We start from the raw sequence: 26,597 nt of genomic DNA, 5'->3' as shown, positions 1-26,597 counted from the left end.
CCCATATCCGATCACCGCGTCTACAGTCGTGGACCAAGTCCCGCGTCCCTCCGACACACCGACTGCCACACGAGGTGGACTGGAATGTTGAGATACCGATCCGCACTTCTGGCGGCCGCTGTCGTGGCTTCACTGAGCCTGACGGCCGCATGCGGCGACACCGACGAACCCACCAAGTCCGCCCAGGACGGCGGAACCCTCGAGATCACCCACTGGGACCTGCTCGCACCGAGCTACGGCGCCAAGATGTGGGAGACCTTCCAGGGCTACCAGCAGCAGAACCCCAAGGCGACGCTGACCAAGCAGGAAATCACCCGGGCCGACTACGAGACCACCATCAAGACGCAGATCGCCGCGGGCGGCGGCCCCGACGTGTTCGCCGTCGCCGACACGTTCCTGCCCGAGCTCGCCGAGGCAGGCGTCCTCGAACCGCTCGACGGCGTCTTCGGCGCCGACGCGAAGCTCAACGTCACCAACGAGGGCGGCAAGTGGCGGGGCAAGCAGCTCGCCGTCACCGCCCAGATCGCGCCCTACGCGTTGCTGTGGAACAAGGACATCCTGGCCCAGGCCGGCGTCCAGCCACCGACCACGCCCGAGGAACTCGTCACAGCGGCGAAAACCATCAAGGAGAAGACGGGCATCACCGGCTTCGCGGTGCGCCACCGCATCGCCGAGGAGAACCCGTGGTGGATCGACTTCAACAACTGGCCGCAGGGCTTCGGCGGCGGCTGGTCCGACGGCAAGACCCTCACCATCGACCGCCCGGAGAACATCGCCGCGCTCAAGGCATACAAGGCCGTCTACGACTCCGGCGCCTTCGCCGTGGGTGACGACGCGTCGACCTTCCGCACGAAGTTCAAGGAGGGCAAGCTGGCCATGCTCATCGACGCGACCGGCGCGCCGACCGCGATGATCAGCGAGAAGGTGCCGGGCACCTCCATCATGTCCTCGAAGCTGCCGTTCCCCGGCAAGAACACCAGCCAGGTCGGCATCTACTTCGTCGTCAACAAGCACTCCAAGAACAAGGAGCTGGCCAAGGACTTCCTGCGCTGGCTGGTCCAGCCGCAGCCGCAGCAGAAGCTCTCCGAGGTCATCGGCAACGCCTCGACCGTGGCCGTCGACACGACCGTCCCCGAAACGTACGTGAAGGCCAACCCGTGGGTCACCGCCTACCGGGCGAACGCGCCGTTCTCGCACGACGCCGTGGTGGACGGGTTCGAGGCCAAGACCCCGCAGATCCGCCACATCGTCCTGCAGTGGATCGAGAAGGTGCTGCTGCAGAACGTCCCGCCCGAGGAGGCCCTCGCCAAGGCGGCCCAGGAGGCCAAGGCGGCGGTCGGGGGCTGACCCCACCGCCGGCGCGGTAGGTGCTGGGCCAAGCGGCACCTACCGCGCACGATCCCCCCGAAGGAGGGCCATGAGCACCCGATCGCGGCTCGCGCCGTACCTGTTCGTCGGCGGCGCGGCAGTCTATCTGCTGGTGTTCACCGCCACCCCGCTGCTGCGCGGGGTGCTGCTCAGCTTTACCGACACCAAGCTGCTCAACCCCGACGGCGGCGAGTACGTCGGCCTGGACAACTACCGCGACCTCCTCGTCGACGACCGGTTCGCGTCGTCGGTGCTCACCACGATCCTCTACACCGCCTGCACGGTCGCCGGGTCGCTGCTGCTCGGCACGGTCGCCGCGTTCGCGATCAACGACGGATTCCGCGGCCGGGCTGTCGTGCGGGCCATCCTCACGATGCCGTGGGCGGTGCCGTCGATCGCCGTCGTGCTCGTCTTCACCTGGATCTTCAACGTCGGAGACGGGGTCGCCAACCGCGGCCTCGCCGTCCTCGGCATCGGTGAGCAGGGTTGGCTCATCGACCCCGACCTCGGCCTGCTGTCCGTGACCGCGGTCAGCGTCTGGAAGGTGTTCCCGTTCATCATGCTCGTCGTCCTCGCCGCCCTGCAGTCGGTGCCCGCCGAGGTGCGTGAATCGGCCCGGGTCGACGGCGCTGACCGGTTCACCGCGGTCAAGGAGATCGTCCTGCCGCACATCGCGCCGACCCTGCGCATCCTCGCGCTGCTCATGACGATCTGGTCGCTGCGCCGGTTCGAGATCATCTACCTGCTCACCGGCGGCGGACCGGTCGACGCCACCAACACGCTCGTCATCAACGTCTACCGGGAGGCGTTCGCCAACTCCGACCTCGGCCGAGCGTCCGCGCTGGGGATGCTCGGTCTGTGCCTGTCCCTCGTCGTCACCGTCGTCTACTTCGTCGTCGATCGGCGCTCGGCGCGGCGGGAGGCACAGTGAAGCGGCTGACCGGAGCGGGTCCCGGGCGATGGCTCGCGGTCGTCGTGCTGATCGTCGTCGCCGGCTTCCCGGTGTACTGGATGCTCAACACCGCCCTCGCCACCCGCGAGGAACTGTTCAACGGGCAGAGCCTGTGGCCGCGGGTCGACCGGATCACCGCCATCTTCGACGTCTTCGACAGTGGGGTACCGCTGCTGCGCTGGCTCACGAACAGCGCGATCGTGGCGTCCGGCACGACGTTCTTCAGCCTGGCGCTCGCCGTGCTGGCCGGTTACGGGCTGTCGCGGTACCGCCGCTTCCACGGCCGAGGTCTCATCGGCTTCGCGCTGTTCGCCACCCAGATGCTGCCCGAGGCGCTGTTGATCGTGCCGCTCTACACGCTGTTCGTGTCGCTGGGCCTGATCAACGGGCTGTTCGGCCTGGTGCTGGCCAACACGGCCTTCGCCATGCCGGTCGCCGCGTGGATCATCAAGTCGGCCGTGGACGGCGTCCCCTACGAGATCGAGGAGGCGGCCCGGGTCGACGGCGCGCCCCGGTTCGTCATCTTCTCCCAGGTCACGCTGCCGCTGGTGGCACCGTCGGTGGCCGCGGCCGCCGTCATCACGTTCTTCGACGGCTGGAACGAGTACCTGTTCGCCTCGACGTTCATCCGCGACTCGGCGAAATGGCCGGCCAGCAAGGGCCTGTCGTCGTTCATCGGCGAGTTCATCACCCCGTTGTCGACGGTGTTCTCCGCCGCGCTGGTGTTCACCGTGCCCGCCATCGTCTTCTTCCTACTGGTCCAGCGCCGGATCGTGAGTGGTCTCACCTCCGGTTCGGTGAAGGGGTAGGCATGCCAGCCATCGCGTTCCGGGGCATCCGGAAGTCCTACGGCGACACGCCGGTCATCCACGAGTTCTCCACGGAGATCCCGGACCGGGAGTTCCTGGTGCTGCTCGGCCCGTCCGGGTGTGGAAAGTCCACCATGCTGCGCATGATCGCCGGGCTCATCGACATCACCGGCGGTGATCTGCTCTTCGACGGCCAACGGGTCAACGACCTGGAACCCAAGCAGCGCGACGTCGCGTTCGTCTTCCAGTCCTACGCCCTCTACCCACACAAGACGGTGCGGGCCAACATCGCCTTCCCGCTGTTGATGAGCCGCTTCCGCTGGTGGCAGCACATCCCGGTCGTCGGCATGGTGGCGCGCTGGCGGGCGATGCGCGACCCCGCGATCACCACGAGAATCGAGGACATCGCCGCGACCATGGAACTCACGCCCTACCTCGACCGCCGGCCGCGCACGCTGTCCGGCGGGCAGCGGCAGCGGGTCGCACTGGCCCGGGCTCTGGTTCGGGAGCCCTCGATCTACTTGCTGGACGAGCCGCTGTCCAACCTGGACGCCAAGCTGCGGGCACAGATGCGCACCGAGATCACGGCGCTGCACCGGCGAGTGGGAGCGAGCTTCGTCTATGTGACGCACGACCAGGTCGAGGCGATGACCATGGGCACCCGCATCATCCTGCTCAACGACGGCGTCGTGCAGCAGAGCGGGACCCCGCAGGAGATCTACGACGAGCCGGCGAACACCTTCGTGGCCCGGTTCATCGGTTCGCCGGCGATGAACCTCTTGCCGGTCACGGTCCAGGGCGGACAGGCCACGATCGACGGCGGAACGACCCTGCCCGCCGACGGGGTACCCGACGGGACGGCCCTGCTGGGCGTGCGGGCGGAGAAGGTGCGGGTCGCCGCGACGGGCCCCGGCCTGCCGGCCCGGGTGGCGGTGGTGGAACGGCTGGGCGCCGAGACCGTGGTCGGCTTCCGGCTCGGGCTGGCCGCCAACAGCGAGGTGTTCGGCGCGGCCGCTGTGCGCGACCTGCACTACGCGAAGGTACCGGGTGACGCCGGCCTCGTCGTCGACGACGAATGCCGGGTACTGCTCGACCTGAGCGGCGCCTGCTGGTTCGACAGTCACAGCGGTGCGCGCATCGGCGCGCGGAAGGATGTGCGTGTCGCATGAAGGCACCGCGCTACGCCGGGCCGCTCGAACTCGTCGTCGCCGATCTCGACGTTCCGGCTCCGGCCGACGACGAGGTGCTCTTTCCCGCGCCTCGACCATGACAGGCGACACGAACCTGCCCCGCTGCGCGGGGTGTCCCAATTCCTCTCCGCGGCGAAAGCCGGGGGTCTCCTCGGGAGGACTCGATGAGCCGTACTGTGGTGGTGGCAGGCGGCGGCACCGGCATCGGCCGGGCGGTCGCCGCGACGTTCGTCGGGAGCGGCGACCGGGTGGTGCTGGTGGGCCGGCGCGAACCGACGCTCCGCGCCGCGGCGGAGACGCTTGGCCCCACGGCGACCTGGGTCGCCGCCGACCTGAGCACGGCGGACGGTGCCGCGCAGGTGGCCCGCGCGGTGGACCGGGTGCACGTGGTTGTGGCAGGCGCCGGGGGCACGGGCGCGGCGGTGCCGTCCGAACTGGACGCAATCGCCCGAGAGTGGCGTGCCGACTTCGACCAGAACGTGCTGACCGCCGTGCTGCTGGTGGCCGCACTGCGGCCAAAGCTGGCCGAGCAGGGCCGGGTGATCGGCATCGGCTCGATCGGCGCCCAACTCGGCAGCGGCTACAGCGGCTCGTACGGTGCGGCAAAGGCGGCTTTGCACGCGTGGATCTTCTGGCTCGCCGCGGAACTGGGGCCCGCCGGGGCCACCGCCAACCTGGTGTTACCCGGGTACGTGTCGGACACCGAGTTCTTCGGCGAACGGATGACCCCGCAGTTCCACCAGGCCAGGGTCGACCGCACCCTGGTCGGACGCGCCGGTACACCCGAGGACGTGGCGTCCGTCGTGGGCTTCCTGGCCTCGCCCGAGGCATCGTTCATCACCGGGCAACTGGTGGGAGTCAACGGAGGAACGGTGTTGGGACGTTGAGCCACAAAGACGCTCGTCCATGGGGCGGGCGAGGTCTCCCCGTGCGCTGCCGGCGCTGGCCTTCTACGACCCGCCGGCAAGCTGCATCCGCACGCCGCGGCGCCCGTACCGCTGGTGAAGGTCAGGCCGAGGCGGCCGCCCAGGACCCGGCCCAGGAGGCGACGAAACGCACCCGGCCGGCGCCGGTCTGGCCGACGTCCGAATCGGCCCAGTTGCGTACCCGGTCGCCGATGGCGTCGGCCGTGCGGTGCGGTCGGTGCGCATGCCGCGCATTGGTCTGAGCCGGTGTTTGAACTGGCTGTGATCGGCCTCGATCGGGTTGTTGGCATAGCGTTCAACGTGGTGCCACGCCGACGGGACCAGCTCATCGAGCACGGCCAGGTACACCGGTGCCGCGTCGGTGAGCACCTCGCTCGGTGTCACCTTCAACGTGGCCAACGCTCGGCGGAAGAACCGGCGGGCTGCGGCAGCGTCGCGGCGGGCTGAGAAGAGTACGTCGATGACCTGGCCGTACTGGTCGACGGCCCGGTACACGTGCCGCCATACGCCGTTGATCCTGACGTAGGTCTCGTCGACAAACCACCTGTCTCCTGGTGAATGCCGGCAGAACCTGGCTGCGTCGGCCAGCAGCGGTGTGAACCGCTGCACCACCGGAACACCGTCACGTGGTCGACCTCGACACCGCGCTCGAGCAGCAGCTGCTCAACGTCACGGTAGGACAGGCCGAACCGCAGATACCAGCGGACCGCGACCACGATCACCTCGGGCGGAAATCGGAACCCGGCGAACGCTGACCCCGGCGGCATCATCGGGCGTTGGTGGGCAGCGACCTTCATCGCTCAAGCCTCGATCATGCCCACCGTCAACGCAACAGAGCCGTAGTAGTAGTAGTAGTAGTAGTAGTAGTAGTAGTACGTCGCCGACTTCGACGGCAGATCGTGCGGCAGATACGCCCACTGACGACCCGGCCGGGCCGGGATCAGATCGTGATCGGGGTGGTCGGTCCGCCGCAGTGACCCATCACGGCGTAGCCCATCGTGTACACGATCTCGGCAGATGAGTACTCCTTGGCGACGACGATGCCGACGACGCCCTGCGGAATGGTGATGGCCGCGGTCTTCCCGGCGTAGACCCAGCCCAGGTACAACAGGTCGTTGTCCTCATTGCTGTACAGGTAGATGTCCACCGAGTGCTGGTGGGTGTTGGTGACGTTGAGCTCCTTGACAAGCGGGGCCCGCGTGTCCCGGCCGACCGTGATCTCCTGGGTGACCTGGGTGCCGAGTTCGTTGATAGCGACCGCCGTGTACGTCGCCGTGTCGCCGAAGGGCAGGTCGTACACCGCCCTGGGGCTCCAGCCGTTCCAGCGGGCCGACGCGACTACGACGTCACCGCGCCGGATCTCGATCCGCTCGGCGTGCTGGGCCTGCGCCACGAGCTGGCGGCCCACGGTGCAGCCGACGTTGGCGGAGGGGGCCACCGCCAGGCTGACGATCTCGGGGTACTGCGGCGGGTGTGCGTACCCGTCGAACGGGTACATGCCCGAGGTGGTCTCGTGCTCCGGGTGGGTCGGCCGCACGTGCAGCCGGTAGAACCCGCCCGGGCGCAGGCCGGTGAGCGTGACCTCGTACGGTCCGGGACCCACGCGCTCCACGAACGTACTCACGACCTCATCCCGGTTCGCCTCGTGCGCGTCCACCACGTACCCGGTCGCGATGGACGAGTCGGTCCACCGGATCGTCGCGGTCGTCTCGGTGACCGCCACGGTCTCCACCTGCGTGTACGGCACGATCGGCAGCGCCGGCTTGAGGGAAGTGCCGCAGACCGCGGCACCCCGCTCGGAGAAGTCGTTGACCGCGATGACGTTCACGCAGACCGCGGTGCCCGGGGTGAGGCCGCTCTCGGTCCAGCGGCGGGCATCCCAGCCGAGCGTGGCCACGGTGCTCCAGCTGCCGTCGAAGGTACGGTCGATGCGGAAGCTGGACGCGTTGGCGTCGGCCGGGGTCCACGCGACGACGACCTCGGTGGCGCTGACCGCGCGCAGGCTGACCTGCGGTGTACCGACCGCCTCGGGCACGCTGTAGCCGAGGCAGCCGAGCCACCCGTCCGCGCCGGCGCCCTGGTTGTACGCCTCGGCGCAGACGTTGTGCTCGCCGGGGGCGAACGACGAGGCGATCGTCGTGTCGAACGCGCCGGTGACGTCGGTGCCCGCGTAGGTGACGACCTGACCGTCCACAGCGATCGCCACGGTGATCGCGGCAGCGGCGTCCGGGTCGTGCGCGACGCCGTGCACCCGGACCGTGTGGCCGGTGCGGGTAACGGTGTCGAGTGCGCCGTGCGGGTCCTGCTCGCCAGGATCCGCGTACGCGGGTGCCGGCAACGTGAGCGCGCCCACGCCGGCCAGGGCTGCGACGGCGAGCGAAAGGGCACGCCGCATAGGACTACGCATGATGTGTTCTCCTCATGTCGCGGTGCATCGGGGGTGTGGCTTCGTTCGTCAGCAGTAGCGACACCACTTGGTCGTCAGTGCTGACCGCGCACCTCGGACGGGTGAAGTCCGTGGTCGCGAGTTACGAAGATCAATCTCTACGCGGCGATCCGTCGGACGCCCGCGCGGGTCTGTCGGGCCGGGCGATCGAGGCCAAGTACCGGGTGACGCGGCGGACTGGCGGCAAGGCGTTGGCGTCAGCGTGGCCCGAACCGCGCAAGCCGCTGCCCCGGCGGCCGTCTTCATCCCGGTCCCAGGACAGGCGGCTCGCCACTTGGACGGCGCTAGGAGCACGCTCGCCCTGCACCTGGAGTGGCGGCCAGGTCGAGTGTGGTCACCGCCCCCGGGTGCAGGCGCGTGCGGCGGTGACGCTGGGGACGGTTCGGCGGTCGCCCTGCAGGTCGGTCCGGGCGGGAATGGGTTCGGTGCGAATGGTCATCGCAGGGTTCCTTGATCTCTATGTAGTACGGCCAGCTCCGCGCTGTCCGGGTATGCCGTAGAGCTTCCGGGGAACCGCGACCCGGGTGGCAGGGCCGCGCGCCCCTTCCGTCGTCCCCACCTGTGTCCCGGATCGGCCGGGACCCCGGTCCTCTGGGAGCCCGGGACGCGATCGGACCCTGTATGTGCCGAGAATGCCATCCGGGCAGCTCAGGCGGCGTGCTCGATCAATGTTCGGTCCAGCAACTCGCGGCGGCAGGTCCGCACCCAGCGCTCCATGATCGCGTTCATGCGGGGTACCTGGATACCGCTGAGCACGACCTTGATGGCGGCGTCGGCCAGGATCGCGTCGAACATGCCTGGATACTTGCCGTCCCGGTCCCGGATCAGGTACTTGACGTTGCAGCCGGCGTCTTCGAGATCCATCACCAGGTTGCGTGCCGCGGGCCGGCCGCGCCGCCGGTGCCGCGACAGAGCGGCGTGGCGGCGCGCGATGAGGTCACGGTGCCACTTGAGGACCGTGTCGGGCCGGACCAGCAGCCGCAGGCGCCGCAGGGTCGGCCTCGGCAGCGGGTGCAGCAGCGCGGCCAGCCACGCCCGATCGACCGGCTCGAACCGGACCCGCTGCCCGTCGAGTTGGCGCTGCAACACCGCGAGTTGGTGACGCAACGACAAGATCTCGATGTCCTTGTCGCGGTCGCCACCAGGCAGCGCGTCCGAAGCGTCGCCACGCATGGCCCAGCCCGGCCAACCTGTTCGTGGGTCGTGACCGCGAGACCGCCGCGTTGCACGTCCGCCTGAAGGACCACCGTCTGGTGACGGTCACCGGGCCCGGCGGGGTCGGCAAGACCCGGTTGACGACCCATGCGGTGGGTCGCGCGGGATCGTCCCGACGGCGCCTGGTTCGTCGATCTGAGCCAGGTGGCAACCCGCAGGCAGCAGTGCCTGCCATCGCCGCGCAGAGCCCCATCACCCGCGATCCCGCCGCCAACGGTCAGGCGGTCCGCGACCTCACGGTCACGGCGCACCAGCGGTGCGCCCGGCTGGTGCATTTTCCGGGGGCGCCGTCTGCGGCTACGCGGGGGACGGCGGCGGCCAAGCGGGAACTCGCCGACTGGGCGGTCGACTGGGCTGCCGTCCGCCACCGGCTGAGGCTGACCATCGACCTCGCCGCCCTCGGCGTGTGGGTGGCGGAGAGGCCGGGCGCGGACCGCCGTCGCAACAATGACAGTCACGGGCATGCAACCCCGTCGGTGCGCAGACTCGCCGGCTATGAAGTTGATTCGTGTGATCGTCGTCGCACTCACCGCCGCGGCTGCAGTGGTCATCGGACCCCAGGCCGCGTTCGCGATTCCGTCCGGTACCGGGTGGTCGGGCTCCTGGAAGTACACCCGTGGCACCAGCATCCAGGTGACACTGGATGTGCCGGGGGCGAAGCTGGTCGCGAACGGATGGGACTCGCTCGGTGTGCGCGCCTTCGTCCTGAACATCACTGACACCGTGGCCGACGGCAAGTGTGCCTACGTCAAGTGGACCGGGGCCGCCACGACCGAGCACTGGGCCTGCGGCAGCGGCACCACGGTGCAGGTCACCGGGCTGCCGAGCTCGACCAACGCCGTGACGGCCGTGTTGTGCCGCGACTCCACGGCCCACAACAACAAGACCAACTGCAATGTCATCGACGTACCCTCGTCGTACACCGACGAGTTCATCCGCACGGAGGGCAACGGCGCGCACTGGAAGTACTACGACGGCTACTCGGGCGAGGACTGGGGCGCGTGGATCACCATCGGTGACGTCAACTTCGACTACTTCGGGGTTGACGACTTCCCGTCCGGGCAACGCTGGATCTGGTCCTGGCTGACGCTCCTCCAGCCCACCTGCGGTTCAGGCACCATCCTCAATGCCGCCCCGGCGTCGACCCTGTCCATGTGCTCCCAGTACAACATCATCGACGACCTGCCGGACACGTACGTCACCGGAACGGCGTGGGGCACCGCCTGCACCTGGTCCCCTCGGGGCCTGAACCCGCCCAAGCACTGCATCAAGCTACGCGTCCCCGAACCGAGCTGACCCACCCGCCTTCCTCCGGTAGCTCGGGCTTCGGGCACGAGTCGATCTTCATTCGCAGCCCGAAGCCCGAGACCCGTTCTCATCCAGGCAAACCATCAGACCCAAGAACTTCCCTCCAAGTTCCTCCCGCCTGGCCGAAGGCATCAACATTCCAGCGCACACCAGGACAGCGTGGTAGTGATCTGCAGGCCCTGAGCGGTGGAGCCAGGTCGCCACCGTGCGAATCGGGGGCATCGCCGAACGGGTGAAGCGGCGGGCCTCGTCGGCGGCCCGCCAGGTGGCCTCGGACAGCGCCCGAGGCGGCTCCTCCGGAGCGTAGGCCGCCTGGTCGACGAGCCACCAGGCGGCGTCCACAATGGAGTCCATTGTGGACGGACAATGCCGCGTCGCGGGCACGGATGGCGACCTTGCCCTCGCATAGTGCGGCGGCGATGCATTTCGAGGGCCTCGTCGCGGCGGCCGAGGAGGGTGAGCGTCGCGCCGAGGGTCGCCGTTGCGTTCACCGAACTCGCCCAAGCGATCTGACCGCGGACCCGGCACGGGTGAACCACGTCCACCGATCCCGCAACGCAACGGCGCCCGAGCAGACCCTCGAACGCGGCGGTGCTTGATATCGCAAGGGGTCAATGTTAACTTTTTACTGTTAACATTCTTATCAGATCGAGATGAGCTGATGTAGGGGAGGGCTCGTCCCGCCAATCTGGATCCCGTTGTCCCCGTGGAAGGAACGCCATGAAGCTACGACGAAGGATGGCCGCAGTAGGAGCGGGCCTCTTCCTCGGGCCGATGCTGGTGGCCATCATGCCGACCAACTCGGCCAGCGCCCATGCCTGGATCAACAGCCCGGGCAGCCGTTCCGAGCAGTGCAGGCTCGCCGTGGAGAGCTTTTGCGGCGTGGGGCCCAAGTACACCCCGCAGGGCGCGGAGGCCCCGAAGGGCTCCATGCTGTGTAGCGGCGGCAACAGCCAATACACGGCTCTTGACGATCCCAACAAGGGATGGAAGGTCTACAACATCGGTAGCACCGCGACGTTCAACTGGCACGGCACCGCGCTGCACCGGACGTCGACCTACGAGTACTTCGTCGACGGCCGCCTGTTCGCGACGTTCAACATGAACGGGGCGGCGCCGCCGGTTGACCTCGCGCACACCTTGACCGGGTTGCCGAGTGGCCGTCACCTGATCCTCTCCCGCTGGAACGTCTACGACACAATCAACGCGTTCTACCAGTGCGTCGACGTGAACGTCGGCGGCGGCACCAACCCTCCGACGACGCCGCCGCCGACAACTCAGCCGCCGACGCCGACGCCGACGCCCACGCCGACAACTCAGCCGCCACCGAGCGGCACCTGGGCGCCGTACACGAACTACGTGGTCGGTAACGTGGTGACCTACAACGGCCTGAGCTACCGGTGCGTGCTGAACCACACCTCACTGCCCGGCTGGGAGCCGGGGCCGGCCACTGCAACGCTCTGGCAACGAGTCTAGTCATGCCTGTCGCATGGACGGAGACCGCGCCGAGCGCGCTCGGCGCGGTCTCGCCGTTCAGGCCTCATCTCTGAGAAAACATGGACTGCTATGAAATTTGTGCGAATCGGCGTGGTCCTTGTCGTCGCGTGTGCCGCGCTGGTCACCGGATGCGGCACGAAGCCTGACGCCCCTAGCTCCGCTCCCGCGGGTTCGGCCAGCGCCGCGACGGGTGAGGATTTCAACTCCATTGACGTGATGTTCGCGCAGATGATGGTGCCGCACAACAGGCGAGGGGTGGAGATCGCACGGTTGGCGAAAGACCGACCGGTACGGGCGGAGGTCAAGACGATGGCCATCGCGATCGAGGCGACCCAGAACGAGGAGATTGAGATGATGTCCGGCTGGTTACGTAAGTGGAAGCAGCCGGCGACTGCGGATCCCAGCGCGCACGCCGCGCACGCCGGCCATGGCGGAGTCGTTCCGGAGAGGACCGAGGCCGAGATCAACGCACTGAGGGACACCCCGGACGCCGAGTTCGAGCGCAAGTTCATCAACCTGCTGATCGCCAATCAGGACGACGCCATCCAGCTCGCGTCGATGGAGACCTCTGGCGGGGTCAATGAGGCGGCGAAGGAGTTTGCGAACAAGGTCAAGCTGTCCCGCAATGGTGAGATCAGTTTGTTGCGTGGGTATCTCGGCTCGTGACCGCACGTTACTCGGCGGGCGGCTGCTCTTGTAGGTGCCGACTAATGGGCGTAGCGGAGCGGTTTGATCGAGGGCCCGGTGCGGCCGGTGCTCGTTATAGAACGACTCGAACTCGCGCAGGGCGTGGAGCAGATGGCGTTGGTCCCAGATGAGGGTGCGGTCCAGCAGTTCGCGTCGGCAGGTCTGGATCCAGCGTTCCATGATGGAGTTCATCCGGGGATCCGGACACCGCTCTTGATGGCCTTCAGGCCGACATCGGTCAGCACGGCGTCGAAGGCCTGCGTGAACTTGCAGTCCCGGTCACGAACCAGGAACCTGGCCCTGCTGTCCACGTCCTCCCGCCGCGTTCGACCTGGTTGCGGCGGCGGCAGGCGGCGCGGTCGAAGTCCGGTGGCCTGCCACCGGTTCAGCCAAGCGACGACCCGTTGCTTGAGCATCGCCCAGGTACTGTCAGCGGCCCAGCGCCGGAACCGCTGATACGGCGTCTTCCGCGGTCCGTACCGTTCCGGCAGGTCACGCCACGGCGACCCGGTCCGTTTCACCCAGCAGATCGCATTGATCACCTGCCGGTGATCCCGCCACCGGCCACCACGAACAGGCTGCGCCGGCAACAACGGTGCCAGCACGGGCCCACTCGTCATTACTCAGATCGCCTCGCGCCACGCCATTTACAACGAACCAATTCCATGATCCGCGAGACAGAACCTTCGTCGGGAAGGACGATCTCGCCGTGCGTCGGGTCGATGCGGCGGCGACGCTGACCCTCGGGCTTCTGTGGGTGCATGGTGCCACGGGCCATGGCGAAACCTCCCTTCGGAGGCTAGGTCTGTTTGAGTGCGGCCTGCACAATGACGTGCGTGGGTATTGAGCTGCCAAGCGACGATGAGATCGCGGTGTGGGCTGGCGAAGTCGTGGAATCCGGGGCCGATCCGGTCTATTTCTATGGATTGCTTTCCCGGATGGGAATTGACTACAGCTCGATTAGCTCGATTACGCCCATGGACGCGTGGTATGAATTCTCTCGGTCGTTGAGAGACCAAGGTGCACCAAGAGACTTCGTCGACGAATGGGACGCGCGGGCAGCTATGTTCAAGGGCGACGCACCGGGGGTAGTGGCGGAGTTTATTATCACGGCCTATCTGATGAACCTGACCATAACGGCGCTCGTGAGTGGCGGCGGAAGTCTGATTGCGCGTGAAGCAGTTAAGCAAATTGGCCTTGCCTGGCGGGAGCACATCCGCCAACGAGAATGACACGGCGCGCGCACATTGCCGGCAAATCCGGTGACAGGAGCGAAGTTGAAGGACGCTCTCGTCCTGACGGCGGCAGTGTTTGGCTCGCTCGGCTTCTGGCGCTACCTGCGCTATCGAGCGCATCTCAAAACCGTCCTGTATCTCGCGGACAAGCACGGCAACGCGCCCGTGGAGGTTTGGGGTAGTCGTGGTCATCGTTGGGCACGGTGTGGTCTACCTCGTCGGCGGGCTCACCGCACGGGGTGCCCCCATCGTTTCGCACCTGGCACCGGTACCCCGCACTACGAAGCACGCGCAGCCGGCGCAGGGGCCAGTCTGAGGGGAGGCGGGAGCGCCTGTCTGAAGTGCCCTCCTATGCCACTTCAGCCCCCAGGGGATACGAAGACGCCCAGGGGCACTCGACCGGGAGCAGTCGCGAGCACGGCAAGGTGTCGGACGTTCCCGTGGCGGGTTGACCACGAAGATTCACACTCTGTCCGATGGGCGCGGGCGGTCGCTTGCCACCCGGATCACTACGTAACCAGGTCGAGCGTGGGTTCAACCGGCGCAGACACTGGCGCGGCCTGGCCACCCGCTTCGACAAGCCGGCCAGCCACTACCAGGCCGCCCTCGACCTCGTCGAGACGTTGGACTGGCTACGCGCCGTACCCGATGGCCGCGAGCAGCGAAGCTCAGCTCCGTCGTCGGCGTTCGATGGCAGCTCGAACGGCCAAGCGCGCCACTGTCAGAAAGGCTGACACGCTCGAATCGACGTCGTGCGAACGGGCGGTGGTGAGCGTGACCCGGACTCCTGCGCCCTCAAATACGGACGACAAGCCTCTGATGGCCACCTGGCTGTCCAGTTCATCCCGAAGGCCGGACTCGACTGCGGCAGCAAATTCAGCACGAAGCGGGTGAGCCAGGCTGACGAACTCGAACTCGGTTGTCCCGCCCTCGAGCGGCTCGATGTCGACCACGATCTCGGCATAGACCGGCTGCGCCCCGGTGCTGGGCGAAAGACGCATTCGAACACCAAGTATCGGTCCGCTGAACAGGGATGACATGGCGCACTCCCGAAAAGTCGACAACTTTCGGAGCCAGTCTTCACCGAGCGGCGGCACCAGATCACGCACCCCTGTCGCTAGGCCGCACGCCATCGCCGACAGCCAAAGATCCACGAGACAGAACCTAGCGAACAGGTGCTCCCGACATCTCGCATCGAACCACGTCTCCTGGCGGGGGGTATGGATTCGTAGATGACGAATTCGTACGGGCAAGCGCGAGATCGGGAGGATGAATCGCGTCGATCGAGCCAGTTCGTTGGCAGCTGTGGGAACCTAGGGTGGGTCGACCGTTCGGACCATAGGCGTACCTCGTGGAGAAGGGCGGGGTAGTCGCCGTTCGAGTCGCCTTCGCTCGGCCGTGACGGCTGAGGCTGGCGCCGGCCCGATCCGACCGATCGGCGCTGAACGGCAAGCCCAGCCCTAGACCGATTTGCCCCCTCAGGAGCTTGGCGGGGCCGGCCTTGCCGGGCGAGCCGCGGTCGGCAAGGATCCGGCGCCAGCGACCAGGCGTCCGCCGGTCCGACCGGCGTGAGCCCGACACGCCATCCCCTCGAACGATTGGTCGGTCCGCGACACCCAAAATCAGAGAATCCCACCTAGGTGGCCTGTCCTTTATACCCAGTTTCCAGGCGGAATGCACGGATCTGTAGTTGACGAGTTCGTCCAGCGTAATGGAGCGGCTTCGAGCTGACTTTCCGCTGCAGGTCGAAGCAGTACGGCTCCGGCGCTGGTCTTGCGGTGGTATGTCACGGAGTTCGGTTAGTGCTGACGGGTCTTGCCGATCCGGTACACCCGCTGAGCGGTGTCGTGGAAGAGCGCGGCCTTCTCCTCGGCCGTGGCGGAGCGGACGATGAATTTGAGGGCGTTCCACAGCGGCACGAAGCCGCTGGACTGGCTGTCGGCGGGGTAGTCACTGGCCATCATGCAACGGCCGGCGCCGAAGACCTCGATGGCGGTTTCGACGTATGGGGTCCACGCGGCGGCGAGTTCGCGGTGGCCGACGGTGTCGGTGCGGGTGTCGAAGCCGAAGCCATAGAACGGCAGCCCGAACCCGCTGATCTTGCAGATGATGTTGGGGCGCCTGGCGACCTCACGGAGCGCTTGGCGCCAGTCGTTGAACACGGCGGCGCTGCCGGCGGCTGCGGCGTCCAGGGTGGCCGGCAGGCCGCAGTGGTTGAGGACGATGCTGGCGTTGGGGAAGGCGTCGGCCAGGTCGGCGAGGTCGGGCAGCTGGTGGTGGAACAGTGCTGCGTCGAAGCTGAGTCCACGTTGGGCTAGGTGGCGGAAGCCTGTGCGGAAGGCCGGGTCGGCAAGGAGTCTGGGCGGCGCTTGGTGGGGCAGGTAGCGGGTCAGCCTGCGCCTGCGATCGGTTGTCCGTACAACCGATCGCAGGCCGCTTGTCCCTGTCCGGGTCGGAACAGATGTTGGTCGCACCCAGCTCGGCCCACTTCAGGTGCCGGTAGGGGTCCATGGCGTGGAATTGCGCGACGCGCTGGTACGCCGGACGGTCACGCCCGAGCAGCGGGTTGCGATCACAGAGGCAATCCTGCGGATCGAGGAGCTCGTCGACCGCGGCATCGACGCCACCGCCGCGCTTGCGATACTCAACGAGACGACCGGTCACAGCTTCGGATTCGACGACTTCCGCTACCACTGCGGGGCGCCCGACCGGGAAGAGTTGATCGAGCGGGCGTGCGCGCCGCCGCAAGTCCGACTGCCCAACGTCACCCGAGACGATCTGGTCGAAATCGTGCGGCGCATCCTCGCCGACCCGACCGACGACTGGCACATCGAGGCGTTCGAGCACAAACACCGTGATGCCAGGCGCGAGCGGACTCATCTTCCACCCCTCGCCCGAGCTGCAGGACGCGACCGCAGAAGAGATCGTCGACGCCGCGCTGGCCTACCGCCTGATCGCCCTGTGACGCGGTACGAGCTGAAACGGGTCGCGTCACTCACTGTGACGCGCGGCTGGCCGGTCGCCCGGCACCAGCGGGCGGCTACTTCTTACCGGATCATAGTTGTCAGGTTCCCATGCGAGCGACCGTAGCCGATCACCCGCCGGTGCTCAGCGGCCGGGCTGATAATGGCGAACCGCTGGTGGGCCGGCCGGTCGGCGCAGATGATTGAGGGGTGGGGCAGGGATCGCGGCGGTGGGCATGGTCGCTGCTGGTACTCGGCCTCGTCGCCTTCGGGGTTCGGTACGAGGATCCGCGGTCGACCACGGTCGGTTACCAGGTCGCTGTCGAGGCGCGATGGCCGCAGACCGAGCCGGCGCACTGGGTGCAGGTGTTCAGGTTCGACCCCACCGGTCAGGTGCTGACCGGTCTGGCGGAGCGGCCGCCGGGTGCTGGCGAGGCGGTGGAGGTCACCGCTGGGCCGGACCGGATGGTCGTGGTCGTCGCGGAGCAGGTCGACCGGTGCGGGTCGCTGCTCTTCCGGTTCCGGCTCTCCGCCGACGGGCAGGTGCGAGGGCTGACGCCGATCGCCGGGGGGCCGGTGCCCGCCGAGATCGCCGGGGTGGCCATCAGCCCGGACCGCCGGCAGCTCGGCTACGCGGCGAGGCCGTGCTCGGGCGAAGGGATTTCGCTGGTCGTACACCAGCTGACAACGGGAGACAGAAGGACCTGGAGCGCATCGGGCGGCCCGCTCATCGGAGAGATCGTGTGGGCCGGTGACAACCGGACGCTCGGCTACGCCGTGACCGATCCGGCACTCACCGGGATCGCCGTGCACGCATTGGACACCCGCGCGGCGGGCGACGACCTGCGGGCCGGGCGGGTGCTGTTCCGCGCGAGGACCAGCGACGGCACCATCCGCATGGCCGTGATGAACTCCGACGGCCGCTCCGGCTTCGCGATCAGGGAGACCGATGAGGGGACCGACTCGCTCGCGTTCACCGCCGGCGAGCCGGCTCGCGTGGTCCAGCACACCCCGCGCGACCCGAATGTCCTGACCGCGTTCGCGTATTCCTTCAGCGGCCCGCGGCGGTTCGCCTGCCTCACCAGCATCGACGCATTCGGCGGAATCGACAGCCGCATGCGGCGCAGAAGCCCCTCCAGCCGCTGCACCACCGCGTGGGTCAGCTGATCGGCGACAGGCACCTCGCCGGACTGCTCCTCGTCGCCGGGGTCCAGTGGTGAGTCGGCGATCCGCCAGAACCGGAACAGGTATTGCTCCCCACAGTTCGCCGGCCGGTGACGCGAACGTGGTAGATGCCGGGGTCGCCCGGCCTGTCGGCGCCGAGCCGTCCAACACGCTGCCTGCCTTGTCGATGCAGGGCTGGCCGCGCGGGGAAATCGAGGTCGGCGGAGCGGGACAGTTCGGCCGATGGGCCCGCGTCGCCGGGTTCGGGGTCCCAGGCCTCGACGGTCACCTGTCCAGATCGTCGGGTACAGATATTGGCGACAGCGCGCCGACGGTTGCCACGCACTCTCGGCGGCAGATCCGTGCGCCAGCTGCGGTTCAGGGGTCAGCCGGGGGAAGGTGGCGATGCCGCTGTCGGTGTAGTGCTTACCGGAGCGGATCAGTCGGTCACCAGGGCTTGGTGGTCACGCCGTCCAGCTCACGGATCGCGTTGCGGTTCTCGGTGGCAAGGATCGTGAGCATGTGCTCGGCCTCGTCGAGGCTGGCGTACTTGCCGACCGAGGCGGACTCGGCCACGAATGGCGACTCCAGCCATAGCTGTCCGTTCTCCCAGCGCATTTGCACGATGCCGGCTTCGTGCACCGCGGCCAGCCACGAATCCGTCCGGGTGGGCAGCCGCCGCACGACAGCGAGCATCTCGGGCAGGCTCATCGGCCGTCCGGCGATCTGCTGCGGGCCGGTCGGCAGGCACTGATAGGTGACCTCGATCAGCCCCGAATCGCCGGGTACCTCACCGTCGGCCTCCGCGCCGAGAAGCCGCAAGCCCTCGAAACGGCCCGCCTCCCGGCCGTCGTCGCTGACCAGGCGGTGCTTCTCCCGCCGGATCGTCACCGTCCGTTCGCCGTCGTCAACCTGCACGCTCGTATCGTCGGGCAGCCAGGGGAGTTCGAGGGCCGCGAGCGCGCCCGCTGACATCGGCGGGAAGACCATGTGCCGGTCAGGAACGAACTGCACATTCACGCTCCTGCCGGGCTCGGCGCTCACCGGAAAGGCGGCCATCCGGCCGTACCGGCGTTTCGCCCAGCGAAGCCGGATGTGAATGCGCTGGTCGGCGTCGCCGGTCCAGTCCACCTCCAGGCCTTCGCCGCGCAGGGCGGCCACGACCTCCCCGCCAACCCGTGCTGCGCCGGTCTGCTCGTCGAAGGAGCCGTACGCCAGCCACAGAGTCCCGCTCTTCGCGGCCCGTTCAGCGTCCTGCCCGTGATAAAAGACGTATCCGCGGGCCGGCATCCCTTTGCTCACCTCGGCGCTGATCTCGCTGGTTCCGCACGACTGGCAGCATGCGAAATCCTCCCGGGCTACGATCCCCGCCAGGTCGAGCGCGCGGAAGGCGGCCGTGAGCCGGTCGCTGTCAGTCCGCGCAGGCCACCTCGCCTGGGCATCGAGGTGCGCGGCGAACTCGCGTGGCACGATCTCCCAGGCCAGCGCGTACAGGTCGGCGGGCTCGCCCTCACCGTGCAGGTACTCCGCCGTCCCGGACACGATCATCCCGCACGTCATGATGCCGCGGGCCACCTCACCGCGTGCATACTCGGTCGCGGACTGCCGAAGATCGTCGGGTTGCATCGCGGCAACATACCAACGTCCCCGCCGCCCCAGCCCGGCACAGCTACGGGCGCCGTCCAGCCCTAGGATGCCACCCCGCCAACCCCGACGTTGAACCTTCGCTCCTCGGCGAAGTCATTCACGCCAGCACCAACTGGCCGGCACCAACAGTGACTGCCACGCCGAGCCGTAGCGCGACGACAGCGGCATGTGCGGATCTTTGTTGATCTTCTCTAGCCGGCCCGTGAGCTGCTTGAGAAGCTGGCCGTTGTCCGCGACGGGACCCGGGCCGCAGGCAAAGCAGCGGTGGTGGGTTCGTGCCATCGAAGTTGAGTGCCATGGGTACCTGTCGTCGGGGTGGCGGCGGGGCTCGCGGAGAAGTACACCGTCGGCGGTCCGGTGCAACGTCCCCTGCCGCGGGTGCCCGCGAAATGCTTGGGGTGCACGGTCGCTTCGGCGGCCTTCATCCGAGCTGTTCGGCCAGTCCGACGATGATGCCCTCCGGGCCGCGGACGTAACAGAGCCGATAGATGTCCTCGTACTGCCCCAGCTCGCCGACGAGCTCGGCGCCGTGGGCACGCAGGCGGGCAACGACGCCCTCGATGTCATCGACGGCGAACATGATGCGACGAATGCCCAGCGTGTTCGCCGGTGCATCCTTCGGCCCGGCGCTGATCGCCTTCGGCGTGTGGAACATCGCCAGCTCGATTCGGCCGTGGCCGTCCGGGGTCCGCAGCATGGCGATGTCCTGTCGGACGTCATCGATCCCGATGACACGCTCCACCCAACGTCCCTCGACCGACCCCTTGCCCTCGAGTTCCAGGCCGAGTTCGACGAAGAACGAAACCACGGCGTCAAGGTCGTCGACAACGATAAGGACGTTGTCCATCCGCTGAATCGTCATGCAGATCTCCTTGGTGCTGTCCGGCCACGGTGGCCGCATCCACCCCTGGGACGGAGCCGCCAGGCCGTTCGCGACATCCTCGCAACAGCTACTTCGAGAATCTCGTAACGCGGCAGTGCACACGCGCGACTCGTACCGCTTCGCATGAGACACCACACGTCGGGGCACCTGTCGCACCCTACGGAGCCGACACCGACACCCTGTTGATCCAACATGACGATGAACAACGAGCGGTCGGCGGCAGATCCGGATGCCAAATTCAGGTGGTCTTCGGCGCGGTACGCGACGATGATCGTCAGATGGACGGGTCCAGTGAGCTGCCGTCGGTGTGGTTCAGCGCAACAGTACGGTTCGCCCTCTACACGGAGGACGCCAGCTACTTCATGCCCAGCGTGTCGGTCTACACGTTCCAGGCCGTCGATCACGAGGCCGCGTTTGTCCGGGTGCTGGAGATCGGGCGGGCCGAGGAACGCACGTACGTCAACGCCGAGGACGTCCACGTTCGCATCGCCATGACAGAGGTCGAGACGCTCAACATGCTCGGCGACGACCTGGACGGCACCGAGGTCTTCTGGTGGCCAGGCGAAGAGCAGGCCACGTCTCCCTACCTGTGGGATCACACCTTCACGCCGGAAACGTCGACGCCATCCACCGCGTTGTAGCGGCCGGTCCCGACATCCGCTCATCGACAGTTCAGCGCGCCGGTCGCCGCGTGACCTCATCACGCGGCGTGACGGATGCGGTCAACTCGCGCTCACCCTCGGCGGCATGTGTGCGCACGTGATCAGCGCTGTGTCCTCGACGAGCAGGAAGGGCCGGAAGTTGCGGATGCTCCCAGCTGGGCTCCCGCATGCGCGTCTAGGCTCGCCGGATGGCCGTGCCGCAACGCATCCCGATCGCTCATGAGCCGGACTACCGCACCGACACCATCGGGCGCTACGCGGCTGGCTATTTCTACGCGGCGGTACACGGTGCCAGGCGGGACGTTGACGACCTGGATGAGAGCTTCGCCTGGTACGCCTACGTCCACCGCTTCGACCATGACGGCCGGCACGAGGCATCCACGATTCGCCGGATCGGCGTCGGCCGCTACCTGACCGACCCGCAGGCGGCCGACCGTATCCTCGCCACGCTGCTGGACGAACTCGATGCGCCGCGATTCGACGACATCGCCGTCCAGCCCTTTCGCCTCACCTACGACGGTGTCCTGTTCGGCCTGGTCGACGAATCCGACGCCGACCGCGGCGACTGGGCTGAGCTCTACCCCGACAGGCTCGGCTTCACCCAACCATGGGACGGCAGCTACAGCACCTGACGCCGCCGGATCGCGGCATGTGGGTGCGTTTCGTCAATCGCTCCACTCGATCTCTTCCGAGGAGCAGTGGACGCAGGGGGAATGCCCGTCAAGGGATCAGCCCGCGTCACGGCCAGGTCGAGCCTGGGCAAACAGCAGCCGACACACCACGGCCCGCGAAAGTCCGCGAGCGGAGGTTCTACGCCCTGCTTGCTCATCCGCCCATTGTCGCCGACGCCGTTGCAGGCACTCGCTCATCGGCACGAGCGCGCATGCCCCGCAGAGCCAGCCTGCCGCTGGGACGACGTACGCAGCGTGACGGCCACCGCCGAGCCGCAGCGCGAGACCTGCGGCAGATCCGGAAACGTGCTCAAGCCGGTCGACGAGGGTCTGCGAGGCTGGCGGGCATGCATGACCAAGGGGATCATCCGATGTCACGTGGCCAGAGGCTTACGGGCCGCGTCACGATTCCGTCGTCGTTTCGCCGGATGCCTCGATGGTGGACGAGTTCGGCCTGGCTGGAGAGCGTCCCGGAACTCGCTTCGACGATGTGCCGCAGGTGGCGGCTGGAAATCACCGGAGAGCCCGCACACGGATCAAACGCTCTCGTGTTTCCGGTCCGGCAGGGCGATTCGATGTTCGTGCTGCGCCTGACATCGCCGGGCGACGACGTGGTCGCGCAGGTGTCGGCGCTGCGATTTTGGGCCGGCCGTGGCACCGTCGAGCTGGTCGACGCGGATGTCGACGCCGGCGCGATGTTGCTCGAAGGGCTGGACAACACGCGATCGCTGCTGCACATCCCGGCTGCTGATGCAATGGTGATCCTGGGCGCGATGATGCGGCGCCTGGCCGTGCCGGCACCCACCGGCGTGGTGAGCACGGTCGAGGTGGTCGAAAGCCGAGCGGCGACGCTACGACAGGAGTGGCTTGATCTGGGCAGGCCATTTGACGAGGCCATTCTTCACCAGGCGATACTCGCCGGATCGGAATTGGGGCGGTTCGACTCGGCGGTCGCGGTCAACGGAGATCTCCATTCGGCACAGGTCCTACGCGGCACCCGGGAACACTGGCTGACCGTCGACCCCGTATTGTTGCGCGGCGACATCGCGTACGACCTGGCCCGGGTGCTCTGGACTCGCATCGACGAGATGCCCGATCGAGCCAGCATCACGGATCACTTCGACGCCGCGGTGCAGGCAGCCGGGATTGAAGCTGAACATGGGCGGAACTCGGTGCTCTTCCGGGCCGTCGACTACTGGCTCTGGGGCCTGCGCGTCGGACTCACCGAAGACCCCGAACGCTGCCGCCGCCTGCTGATCGCGCTCAGCACCTGACCTGGCGAGCGACACCACCATCCGCCCGGCCTACTCATCCCAGTCGCGCCGCCGGAGCAGAGCGAGAACCCAGGACCCGCAGCGTTGATCGGACGCACGATCACCTGCATATCAAACAGTTCAGCGCGCCGGTCGCCGCGCGACCTCATCACGCGGCGTGACGAACGCGGTCGAACTCGCGCTCACCCTCGGTGGCAGATGCGGACGGCTGATCTTGGCGTTAGTAGGCTGGCGGGCTGAACCGTGGAGATGCCATTGACAGACGTGTGCAAGCTGATGTGACTGGAGGGGATCGCATGCTGATGTCTACCCTGGCCGAGCCGCCGGGTCTGGTGTACGAGGTCAAAGGGCTCGTCTTCGCGAACACCAATTTCCGCGCGATCGGTGGCGACAAGATGCCGAAAATGATCAAGTCTCTGGTGGAGCAGGCTCAGCAGCTTGGCGCGAACGGCATCGTTGACATCAGGACCGCTGTAGGCGGCGACGTTGGATATTGCGTCATGACCGGGACGGCCGTTCTGATCGAAAACCCTCCGGGCACGCCGTACTTCGGTGCGCAGCTGCTGGACGCCACCAACGGCGTCCAGATCGGTGTTGTCGCCGCCGGAGGCCCCGCAGAGCGACACGGGCTGCGCCAAGGCGATGTCGTGACGCACGCGGACGGCGAGGTCTTGACCGACGCCGCCACATTGATCGAAAAGAAGAATGCGGCAAAGCCTGGGGATCGACTTGCGCTGACGATCTGGCGAGACGGGTCGACCGTGAGCCTCGCCGTTGTACTCGGTGTCAGACCGGAGTGAGCCGAAGCAGCGCTTGTGGTGGCACGACGGACGAGAGCTACACGGCCGGCGCGGTGCAACAGGGCCGCAGCACCTGGTGCAGACCGGCGAACGGCAGAGGTGTCTCGGACCGGCTGCCGCGCGCGGTGAGCACGGTGAACCCGAGCGACGGCGCGTGCTCGACGGCCTCCGCCAGCAGCGCGCTCCTGCCCACCCCTGGCTCGCCGAGCAGACCGATCGCGCGTCCACCGGTACCGCCCCCGTCCAGATGCCCGAACAGACACCGCAGCTCGTCGTCATGCCCGAGCAGACGCCGGCCGGAGTTGGTGCTCACGCGTCGAGCATCCAGCCGCCCGAGCGCTCGCGCTGAGAGAGCCGTCACAGCGCGGTGAGGCATGATGTGGACCATGCGTGGCGGCACTGGTGATGACCGCACCGCCGTAACCGTGGCCGGCGAGCAGGACCGGGCCGACGATGCCGCGCATCGCGTCGGCGACGTGTGCGGCGTCCACGTCCAGCCGGCGCAGCGGATTCTCCGCGGCCCGGACCGCAACGCCGGCCTCGCGGAGCTGGGCGACTACGGCCGACCACAGCGAGGCGTCGGCGAACGCACCATGCACCAGCAGCATCGTCAGACCCACGCGGGACCTCACGGGCATGACGCCCTCCCAACGGTTGCGACCGCGACGCGGACGTCGACTGGCGACACCGTAGGCCGAGCGCAGTGGACATTTTGTGGACGCGAAGCTTGCGTGCGAATTGTCCGATGCGGGGCGAGATCGCGTGGGCACGGCGGCGGGCCGGGCGGGCCTCGCCGCGCTGCTCATCTCCGTCGTGCCGCCGCTGCCGGCGCCGCGGCCCGCAGCGGCCCGCGCGTGCTGGGCCGGGTCCTCAGGACACGTCGCGCCGGCGGAGGTGCCGTTGCATTATGGGATCGTGGGACGCGTTGAACCCTGATCAGGTCGGCGGTCAGATCGCCCGGGCGAGTTCGGCGAACGTCGCGGCGACCCGCAGAGCGGGCGGGGTGTCGCCGGCGAGTTCGTAGTGTCCGCGTCGAAGGTTCTGCACGAACGCGTGTCCGGCGATGTAGCGCAGATACCAGCGCACCGCGACGACGATCACCTCGGCCGGGAACCGGAAGCCAGCGAATGCCGGCCTTCGCGGCGGCCACGGATCAGGTTGAGTCGATGCCTTCACTGCTCAAGTCTGCCTCGATCTTGCGACACTCAATGCAACGGAGCGCCGCCGGGCAACCCTCGCCCGGCTCGGGTGAGGTGGCGATCTGCGGTGCCGCCCTACCGTTCGCCTCATGAGGCTGCTGGTCGATCTGACCGGTGCCAGGGGTATGGGCAGTGCGTGTTCGCCGCCCCGGAGGTGTTCCGGATGCCCGGCGGTGAGGCGCTGCTGTACGAGCCGAACCCCGGCGACGAGCAGCGGCAGAAGGTGCTACGGGCGGCGGCTGCCTGCCCCGTGCGCGCCATCGTGCTCGACCCCGAGGAGCAGCACACCGGGTCGGCTGCGGGGCCGCGGGTGAGCGCCGCCGCCGGGGTGGATCGGATCGTGATCGTCGGTGCCTCGCTGGCCGGGCTGCGGGACGCGGACACTCTCCGCCGGGAGGGGTTCGCCGGGTCGCTGACGCTGATCGGCGACGAACCCTACGCGCCGTACGACCGGATTCCGCTGTCCAAACAGGTGCTGACCGGGTGGGTCCCCGCGCAGCACACGGCGCTACCGCGCAGCGACGGGCTGGACGCGGACTGGCGGCTGGGGCGGCCGGCCGTCGGGCTGGACCGGCACGGCAAGCGGGTGCTGCTCGCCGGTGGCGAGGAGGTGCCGTTCGACCGGCTGCTGATCGCCACCGGGGTACGGGCCCAGCCGTGGCCGAACGCCGACGAGGCGGCGTTGGACGGCGTGTACACGGTACGCAGCCGCGACGACGCAGCCGCGTTGCGGCAGCGGCTGGCCGACCACCCGGGGCACGTGCTGGTGATCGGCGCCGGGTTCATCGGCAGCGAGGTCGCCTCGGACTGCCGGGAACTGGGCCTGCCCGTCACCGTCGTCGACCGCGGGCCGGCGCCCCTCGCGGGGGCGTTGGGCGCCGCGGTCGGCCGGATCGCGGCCCGGCTGCAGCACGACGCCGGCGTCGACCTGCGCTGTGGGGTGTCGGTACAGGCGCTGGAGGGAGACTCCGGCGGACGCCTTCGCCGGGCGCTGCTTTCCGACGGCAGCACGCTCGACGTCGACGTGGCCGTCACGGCCCTGGGTGCCAAGCGCAACGTCGAATGGCTCGCCGATTCCGGCCTTGCGTCCGGGCGCTGGGGCGTGGCCTGCGACGCGGGATGCCGCGTGTTCGACGCCAACGGCCTCGTCACCGACGACATCTTCGTCGCCGGTGACGTCGCACGGTTCCCGCACCCCGTCTACGACTACCAGTTCATGGCCCTGGAGCACTGGGGCAACGCCGTCGACCAGGCCGAGATCGCGGCGCACAACATGATCAGCGCCGGGCCGGATCACTGGCCGCACGTCGGGCTGCCGGTGTTCTGGTCCAGCCAGTTCGGCGTCGAGATCAAGTCAATCGGGGTGCCGACCTTTGCCGACGAGGTCGTCGTCACCCAAGGGTCGACCGCCGACCGCCGGTTCGTGGCGGTCTACGGCCGACGGGGTCGCATCACCGCCGCAGTCACGTTCGACCAGGGGATGTGGCTGCAGTTCTACGGCCGGCTGATCGAGCGGGCCGCGCCGTTCCCGCCGCGGATGCGCACCGTCGACGGGCGGGCGACGCTGCAGCCGGTGCCGGCGGAGGTACGGCCGGGGCCGTCCCCCCAAGCCACGGTCGTGCTCACCGGCCACCAACCCAGCGAGCGCCGCGCCGTGCTCGTGCACGCCGACTGAGCCCGGCCCGATTCCCACCGGCGGAA

Annotated in this window: 26 protein-coding genes and 5 pseudogenes; 18 read left to right on the top strand and 13 right to left on the bottom strand. The window is 68.0% G+C overall.

What is annotated here, in order from left to right; genetic code table 11:
- The first annotated feature begins 84 nt into the window (after positions 1 to 84).
- The 5 genes from ACFY3L_RS44085 to ACFY3L_RS44065 all read left to right on the top strand — a co-directional run bounded on the left by ACFY3L_RS44085 (position 85) and on the right by ACFY3L_RS44065 (position 5,206).
- On the top strand, positions 85 to 1,347 hold the full coding sequence (locus ACFY3L_RS44085) for an extracellular solute-binding protein (RefSeq protein ID WP_360563127.1): 1,263 nt from the start codon (positions 85 to 87) through the stop codon (positions 1,345 to 1,347).
- Positions 1,348 to 1,417: 70 nt separating this feature from the next.
- Positions 1,418 to 2,299 (top strand): carbohydrate ABC transporter permease, encoded by an 882-nt coding sequence (locus tag ACFY3L_RS44080; RefSeq protein ID WP_389339034.1) that lies wholly within the window; start codon positions 1,418 to 1,420, stop codon positions 2,297 to 2,299.
- Positions 2,296 to 3,129, top strand: a complete 834-nt coding sequence (locus ACFY3L_RS44075; RefSeq protein WP_389339032.1) for a carbohydrate ABC transporter permease — start codon at positions 2,296 to 2,298, stop codon at positions 3,127 to 3,129. Before ACFY3L_RS44080 ends, ACFY3L_RS44075 begins: the two co-directional genes overlap by 4 nt.
- A gap of 2 nt (positions 3,130 to 3,131) precedes the next feature.
- Positions 3,132 to 4,298, top strand: a complete 1,167-nt coding sequence (locus ACFY3L_RS44070) for an ABC transporter ATP-binding protein (protein ID WP_389339030.1) — start codon at positions 3,132 to 3,134, stop codon at positions 4,296 to 4,298.
- A 185-nt stretch (positions 4,299 to 4,483) separates the two neighbouring features.
- Positions 4,484 to 5,206 carry an SDR family oxidoreductase gene (locus tag ACFY3L_RS44065; RefSeq protein ID WP_360563122.1) on the top strand — a complete coding sequence of 241 codons (723 nt, stop codon included), beginning with the start codon at positions 4,484 to 4,486 and terminating at the stop codon, positions 5,204 to 5,206.
- Between the two features lie 240 nt (positions 5,207 to 5,446).
- Here the strand turns inward: ACFY3L_RS44065 and ACFY3L_RS44060 are convergent.
- From ACFY3L_RS44060 to ACFY3L_RS44050, 3 genes and pseudogenes are all read right to left on the bottom strand, one after another.
- A pseudogene (locus tag ACFY3L_RS44060) lies at positions 5,447 to 6,012 on the bottom strand (IS6 family transposase); the annotation flags it as partial.
- Positions 6,013 to 6,185: 173 nt separating this feature from the next.
- Positions 6,186 to 7,652, bottom strand: coding sequence for a fibronectin type III domain-containing protein (locus tag ACFY3L_RS44055; RefSeq protein ID WP_389339028.1), 1,467 nt, complete (start codon positions 7,650 to 7,652; stop codon positions 6,186 to 6,188).
- 687 nt (positions 7,653 to 8,339) lie between these two features.
- On the bottom strand, positions 8,340 to 8,864 hold the full coding sequence (locus ACFY3L_RS44050; RefSeq protein WP_389339026.1) for a hypothetical protein: 525 nt from the start codon (positions 8,862 to 8,864) through the stop codon (positions 8,340 to 8,342).
- A gap of 23 nt (positions 8,865 to 8,887) precedes the next feature.
- Here ACFY3L_RS44050 and ACFY3L_RS44045 point away from each other — a divergent pair.
- The 4 genes and pseudogenes from ACFY3L_RS44045 to ACFY3L_RS44030 all read left to right on the top strand — a co-directional run.
- Positions 8,888 to 9,070: pseudogene (locus ACFY3L_RS44045) on the top strand (hypothetical protein); the annotation flags it as partial.
- Between the two features lie 331 nt (positions 9,071 to 9,401).
- On the top strand, positions 9,402 to 10,202 hold the full coding sequence (locus tag ACFY3L_RS44040; RefSeq protein WP_389339159.1) for a hypothetical protein: 801 nt from the start codon (positions 9,402 to 9,404) through the stop codon (positions 10,200 to 10,202).
- Positions 10,203 to 10,988: 786 nt separating this feature from the next.
- The gene (locus tag ACFY3L_RS44035) at positions 10,989 to 11,690 is read left to right on the top strand and encodes a lytic polysaccharide monooxygenase (protein WP_389339024.1); all 702 of its coding nucleotides are present in this window, start codon (positions 10,989 to 10,991) and stop codon (positions 11,688 to 11,690) included.
- A gap of 90 nt (positions 11,691 to 11,780) precedes the next feature.
- Positions 11,781 to 12,377: a DUF305 domain-containing protein gene (locus ACFY3L_RS44030; protein WP_389339023.1), complete on the top strand. Its 597-nt coding sequence runs from the start codon at positions 11,781 to 11,783 to the stop codon at positions 12,375 to 12,377.
- 114 nt (positions 12,378 to 12,491) lie between these two features.
- Here ACFY3L_RS44030 and ACFY3L_RS44025 read toward each other — a convergent pair.
- Together ACFY3L_RS44025 and ACFY3L_RS44020 are read right to left on the bottom strand one after the other, a co-directional pair.
- Positions 12,492 to 12,578: pseudogene (locus tag ACFY3L_RS44025) on the bottom strand (integrase); the annotation flags it as partial.
- A 239-nt stretch (positions 12,579 to 12,817) separates the two neighbouring features.
- Positions 12,818 to 13,040, bottom strand: a pseudogene (locus ACFY3L_RS44020) (transposase); the annotation flags it as partial.
- Positions 13,041 to 13,234: 194 nt separating this feature from the next.
- Between ACFY3L_RS44020 and ACFY3L_RS44015 the strand changes: the two are divergent.
- Together ACFY3L_RS44015 and ACFY3L_RS44010 are read left to right on the top strand one after the other, a co-directional pair.
- Positions 13,235 to 13,630, top strand: coding sequence for a hypothetical protein (locus tag ACFY3L_RS44015; protein WP_389339022.1), 396 nt, complete (start codon positions 13,235 to 13,237; stop codon positions 13,628 to 13,630).
- Between the two features lie 424 nt (positions 13,631 to 14,054).
- Positions 14,055 to 14,144 (top strand): annotated as a pseudogene (locus ACFY3L_RS44010) (IS5/IS1182 family transposase); the annotation flags it as partial.
- A gap of 157 nt (positions 14,145 to 14,301) precedes the next feature.
- Here ACFY3L_RS44010 and ACFY3L_RS44005 read toward each other — a convergent pair.
- Both ACFY3L_RS44005 and ACFY3L_RS44000 read right to left on the bottom strand, forming a co-directional pair.
- Entirely contained in the window at positions 14,302 to 14,787 is a 486-nt protein-coding gene (locus ACFY3L_RS44005) for a hypothetical protein (RefSeq protein WP_389339021.1), read from the bottom strand.
- Between the two features lie 645 nt (positions 14,788 to 15,432).
- Positions 15,433 to 16,107: an amidohydrolase family protein gene (locus ACFY3L_RS44000; protein WP_389339020.1), complete on the bottom strand. Its 675-nt coding sequence runs from the start codon at positions 16,105 to 16,107 to the stop codon at positions 15,433 to 15,435.
- A gap of 40 nt (positions 16,108 to 16,147) precedes the next feature.
- Here ACFY3L_RS44000 and ACFY3L_RS43995 point away from each other — a divergent pair, with 40 nt between their 5' ends.
- Entirely contained in the window at positions 16,148 to 16,723 is a 576-nt protein-coding gene (locus tag ACFY3L_RS43995; RefSeq protein WP_389339018.1) for a hypothetical protein, read from the top strand.
- A gap of 83 nt (positions 16,724 to 16,806) precedes the next feature.
- Complete coding sequence (locus tag ACFY3L_RS43990) at positions 16,807 to 17,763, top strand: hypothetical protein (RefSeq protein WP_389339016.1); 957 nt, start codon at positions 16,807 to 16,809, stop codon at positions 17,761 to 17,763.
- Between the two features lie 444 nt (positions 17,764 to 18,207).
- Here the strand turns inward: ACFY3L_RS43990 and ACFY3L_RS43985 are convergent, their stop codons facing one another.
- The 3 genes from ACFY3L_RS43985 to ACFY3L_RS43975 form a co-directional block, all read right to left on the bottom strand.
- Positions 18,208 to 19,386, bottom strand: a complete 1,179-nt coding sequence (locus ACFY3L_RS43985; protein ID WP_389339014.1) for a DUF6891 domain-containing protein — start codon at positions 19,384 to 19,386, stop codon at positions 18,208 to 18,210.
- A gap of 114 nt (positions 19,387 to 19,500) precedes the next feature.
- Complete coding sequence (locus ACFY3L_RS43980; protein WP_389339012.1) at positions 19,501 to 19,689, bottom strand: hypothetical protein; 189 nt, start codon at positions 19,687 to 19,689, stop codon at positions 19,501 to 19,503.
- 139 nt (positions 19,690 to 19,828) lie between these two features.
- Positions 19,829 to 20,269, bottom strand: coding sequence for a VOC family protein (locus ACFY3L_RS43975; RefSeq protein WP_389339010.1), 441 nt, complete (start codon positions 20,267 to 20,269; stop codon positions 19,829 to 19,831).
- 203 nt (positions 20,270 to 20,472) lie between these two features.
- On the opposite strand from ACFY3L_RS43975, the gene ACFY3L_RS43970 reads away from it, so the two are divergent.
- The 4 genes from ACFY3L_RS43970 (at position 20,473) to ACFY3L_RS43955 (ending at position 23,697) form a co-directional block, all read left to right on the top strand.
- The gene (locus tag ACFY3L_RS43970) at positions 20,473 to 20,931 is read left to right on the top strand and encodes a DUF4288 domain-containing protein (protein ID WP_389339008.1); all 459 of its coding nucleotides are present in this window, start codon (positions 20,473 to 20,475) and stop codon (positions 20,929 to 20,931) included.
- A 209-nt stretch (positions 20,932 to 21,140) separates the two neighbouring features.
- On the top strand, positions 21,141 to 21,584 hold the full coding sequence (locus tag ACFY3L_RS43965) for a hypothetical protein (RefSeq protein ID WP_389339006.1): 444 nt from the start codon (positions 21,141 to 21,143) through the stop codon (positions 21,582 to 21,584).
- On the top strand, positions 21,560 to 22,897 hold the full coding sequence (locus tag ACFY3L_RS43960; protein WP_389339004.1) for an aminoglycoside phosphotransferase family protein: 1,338 nt from the start codon (positions 21,560 to 21,562) through the stop codon (positions 22,895 to 22,897). The genes ACFY3L_RS43965 and ACFY3L_RS43960 overlap by 25 nt, the downstream gene beginning before the upstream one ends.
- Before the next feature lie 296 nt (positions 22,898 to 23,193).
- Positions 23,194 to 23,697, top strand: a complete 504-nt coding sequence (locus tag ACFY3L_RS43955) for a PDZ domain-containing protein (RefSeq protein ID WP_389339002.1) — start codon at positions 23,194 to 23,196, stop codon at positions 23,695 to 23,697.
- 37 nt (positions 23,698 to 23,734) lie between these two features.
- Here the strand turns inward: ACFY3L_RS43955 and ACFY3L_RS43950 are convergent, their stop codons facing one another.
- From ACFY3L_RS43950 to ACFY3L_RS43940, 3 genes are all read right to left on the bottom strand, one after another.
- Positions 23,735 to 24,010: a hypothetical protein gene (locus ACFY3L_RS43950; RefSeq protein WP_389339000.1), complete on the bottom strand. Its 276-nt coding sequence runs from the start codon at positions 24,008 to 24,010 to the stop codon at positions 23,735 to 23,737.
- Positions 23,973 to 24,305, bottom strand: coding sequence for an alpha/beta fold hydrolase (locus ACFY3L_RS43945; RefSeq protein ID WP_389339157.1), 333 nt, complete (start codon positions 24,303 to 24,305; stop codon positions 23,973 to 23,975). The genes ACFY3L_RS43950 and ACFY3L_RS43945 overlap by 38 nt, the downstream gene beginning before the upstream one ends.
- 340 nt (positions 24,306 to 24,645) lie before the next feature.
- On the bottom strand, positions 24,646 to 24,798 hold the full coding sequence (locus tag ACFY3L_RS43940; protein WP_389338998.1) for a hypothetical protein: 153 nt from the start codon (positions 24,796 to 24,798) through the stop codon (positions 24,646 to 24,648).
- Positions 24,799 to 25,032: 234 nt separating this feature from the next.
- Between ACFY3L_RS43940 and ACFY3L_RS43935 the strand changes: the two genes are divergently transcribed.
- On the top strand, positions 25,033 to 26,571 hold the full coding sequence (locus ACFY3L_RS43935; RefSeq protein ID WP_389338996.1) for an FAD-dependent oxidoreductase: 1,539 nt from the start codon (positions 25,033 to 25,035) through the stop codon (positions 26,569 to 26,571).
- Positions 26,572 to 26,597: the final 26 nt, after the last annotated feature.

It is taken from the genome of Dactylosporangium sp. NPDC000521 (assembly GCF_042898305.1).
Classification (GTDB): domain Bacteria; phylum Actinomycetota; class Actinomycetes; order Mycobacteriales; family Micromonosporaceae; genus Dactylosporangium.
Note: the sequence above shows the minus strand (reverse complement) of the source record. Positions and strands in the feature narration are given on the sequence as shown.

Excerpts from the sequence above, each read along its gene's own strand:
- ACFY3L_RS44085 (WP_360563127.1), top strand. The coding sequence starts at position 85 with ATGTTGAGATACCGATCCGCACTTCTGGCGGCCGCTGTCGTGGCTTCA.
- ACFY3L_RS44080 (WP_389339034.1), top strand. The coding sequence starts at position 1,418 with ATGAGCACCCGATCGCGGCTCGCGCCGTACCTGTTCGTCGGCGGCGCG.
- ACFY3L_RS44070 (WP_389339030.1), top strand. The coding sequence starts at position 3,132 with ATGCCAGCCATCGCGTTCCGGGGCATCCGGAAGTCCTACGGCGACACG.
- ACFY3L_RS44065 (WP_360563122.1), top strand. The coding sequence starts at position 4,484 with ATGAGCCGTACTGTGGTGGTGGCAGGCGGCGGCACCGGCATCGGCCGG.
- ACFY3L_RS44055 (WP_389339028.1), bottom strand. The coding sequence starts at position 7,652 with ATGCGTAGTCCTATGCGGCGTGCCCTTTCGCTCGCCGTCGCAGCCCTG.
- ACFY3L_RS44050 (WP_389339026.1), bottom strand. The coding sequence starts at position 8,864 with ATGCGTGGCGACGCTTCGGACGCGCTGCCTGGTGGCGACCGCGACAAG.
- ACFY3L_RS44040 (WP_389339159.1), top strand. The coding sequence starts at position 9,402 with ATGAAGTTGATTCGTGTGATCGTCGTCGCACTCACCGCCGCGGCTGCA.
- ACFY3L_RS44035 (WP_389339024.1), top strand. The coding sequence starts at position 10,989 with ATGCTGGTGGCCATCATGCCGACCAACTCGGCCAGCGCCCATGCCTGG.
- ACFY3L_RS44030 (WP_389339023.1), top strand. The coding sequence starts at position 11,781 with ATGAAATTTGTGCGAATCGGCGTGGTCCTTGTCGTCGCGTGTGCCGCG.
- ACFY3L_RS43985 (WP_389339014.1), bottom strand. The coding sequence starts at position 19,386 with ATGCAACCCGACGATCTTCGGCAGTCCGCGACCGAGTATGCACGCGGT.
- ACFY3L_RS43980 (WP_389339012.1), bottom strand. The coding sequence starts at position 19,689 with ATGGCACGAACCCACCACCGCTGCTTTGCCTGCGGCCCGGGTCCCGTC.
- ACFY3L_RS43975 (WP_389339010.1), bottom strand. The coding sequence starts at position 20,269 with ATGACGATTCAGCGGATGGACAACGTCCTTATCGTTGTCGACGACCTT.
- ACFY3L_RS43965 (WP_389339006.1), top strand. The coding sequence starts at position 21,141 with ATGGCCGTGCCGCAACGCATCCCGATCGCTCATGAGCCGGACTACCGC.
- ACFY3L_RS43960 (WP_389339004.1), top strand. The coding sequence starts at position 21,560 with ATGGGACGGCAGCTACAGCACCTGACGCCGCCGGATCGCGGCATGTGG.
- ACFY3L_RS43955 (WP_389339002.1), top strand. The coding sequence starts at position 23,194 with ATGCTGATGTCTACCCTGGCCGAGCCGCCGGGTCTGGTGTACGAGGTC.
- ACFY3L_RS43945 (WP_389339157.1), bottom strand. The coding sequence starts at position 24,305 with ATGCTGCTGGTGCATGGTGCGTTCGCCGACGCCTCGCTGTGGTCGGCC.